The sequence below is a fragment of the Caldalkalibacillus thermarum genome (assembly GCF_014644735.1).
Lineage (GTDB): Bacteria > Bacillota > Bacilli > Caldalkalibacillales > Caldalkalibacillaceae > Caldalkalibacillus > Caldalkalibacillus thermarum.
On the sequence record NZ_BMKZ01000124.1, the window covers coordinates 1 to 752 of the forward strand.

1 rRNA gene is annotated in these 752 nt (G+C 58.9%); it reads left to right on the forward strand.

The features are described from left to right. Positions 1–752, forward strand: a 23S ribosomal RNA gene (locus IEW48_RS16800); the annotation flags it as partial.

Here is a 752-nt window from a genome sequence, read left to right on the forward strand (position 1 = left end):
AGGTTCGGTGGAGGCGCCGGTGGGATACCACCCTGGCGGTATCGAAATCCTAACCCGCGGCCGTGATCCGGTCGGGGGACAGTGTCAGGTGGGCAGTTTGACTGGGGCGGTCGCCTCCCAAAAGGTAACGGAGGCGCCCAAAGGTTCCCTCAGCATGGTTGGAAATCATGCGCAGAGTGCAAAGGCAGAAGGGAGCTTGACTGCGAGACTGACAAGTCGAGCAGGGACGAAAGTCGGGCTTAGTGATCCGGTGGTTCCGCATGGAAGGGCCATCGCTCAACGGATAAAAGCTACCCCGGGGATAACAGGCTGATCTCCCCCAAGAGTCCACATCGACGGGGAGGTTTGGCACCTCGATGTCGGCTCATCGCATCCTGGGGCTGAAGTAGGTCCCAAGGGTTGGGCTGTTCGCCCATTAAAGCGGTACGCGAGCTGGGTTCAGAACGTCGTGAGACAGTTCGGTCCCTATCTGCCGCGGGCGCAGGAAATCTGAGAGGAGCTGTCCCTAGTACGAGAGGACCGGGATGGACACACCGCTGGTGTACCAGTTGTTCCGCCAGGAGCACAGCTGGGTAGCTATGTGTGGACGGGATAAGCGCTGAAAGCATCTAAGCGCGAAGCCCACCTCAAGATGAGATTTCCCATCGCGCAAAGCGAGTAAGACCCCTCGAAGATGACGAGGTAGATAGGTCTGGAGTGGAAGCGCAGCAATGCGTGGAGCGACCAGATCCTAATCGGTCGAGGGCTTAACC